This is a genomic window from Methylobacterium endophyticum (genome assembly GCF_050591105.1).
GTDB lineage: Bacteria > Pseudomonadota > Alphaproteobacteria > Rhizobiales > Beijerinckiaceae > Methylobacterium.
In genome coordinates, this window is sequence record NZ_JBNHES010000053.1 from 1 (window position 1) to 704 (window position 704).

1 protein-coding gene is annotated in these 704 nt (G+C 59.9%); it reads right to left on the reverse strand.

All coding sequences use genetic code 11. The annotated features are described in order from the left end of the window. Positions 1 to 298 precede the first annotated feature (298 nt). Positions 299 to 520, reverse strand: coding sequence for a hypothetical protein (locus tag ACP56T_RS21880; RefSeq protein ID WP_430914112.1), 222 nt, complete (start codon positions 518 to 520; stop codon positions 299 to 301). Positions 521 to 704 lie beyond the last annotated feature (184 nt).

The window sequence follows — 704 nt, forward strand, 5'->3', positions numbered from 1 at the left end:
GGACGATGTTGGTAGGTGTCTCCATGGCGTATCGCTCTCGCTGAGAGGTTCTGGCAGGCTTCGACACCCGCCTCGATACGCCGCCTTCAACACACCGTCGTCACCCAATCTCCCGCATAGCTCACATGGCTCGAAGCCATACCTTAGGGAGGACCACTTTTCAGGAGGCAGGCCACCAATGGAACGAGGCTGGTGCCATCGTTACCCTTACGATGAACAAGGCTTACCTCGTCACCTGGCGGCTGAAAGCCGTTCGGTCGGATGGCGACTGACGAGCGGGATTGGGATTCGTAGCGGGTTACACCAAAAAGCTGCGCCGGACGTCCCGCAAAGTTGCCAGGGCGTCCATGTCGGCCCACAGCCCCTGCAAGACCTCGGAGGTGTCAAAACCCGTCGCCGTGAGGATCATGGTGGTGACGGCCTTCGCGGACGTCGAGGTTTCCGCCTCGACGATGCAGGCGTTCAGCTCCGCAAGGCATTCGGCCCGTCGAATACCGAATATCGGTGAACTCATCGGCATTGTTCTGCCTCCGCCGAACGGTGCCGGCGGGCTCTTCTAACACGAAGCGTTCGTCACATGTGTGATTAGGCGTGGAATAAGGACCCCGTTTTTGGGGTAATCGGCGTCCAAACGGGACCCCAGGACAAGTCATCCACACTGCCTTCCGGCTCGAACGGGAGGCTTGCGCGGGATGTTGGTCGTG

Excerpts from the sequence above, each read along its gene's own strand:
- ACP56T_RS21880 (WP_430914112.1), bottom strand. The coding sequence starts at position 520 with ATGCCGATGAGTTCACCGATATTCGGTATTCGACGGGCCGAATGCCTT.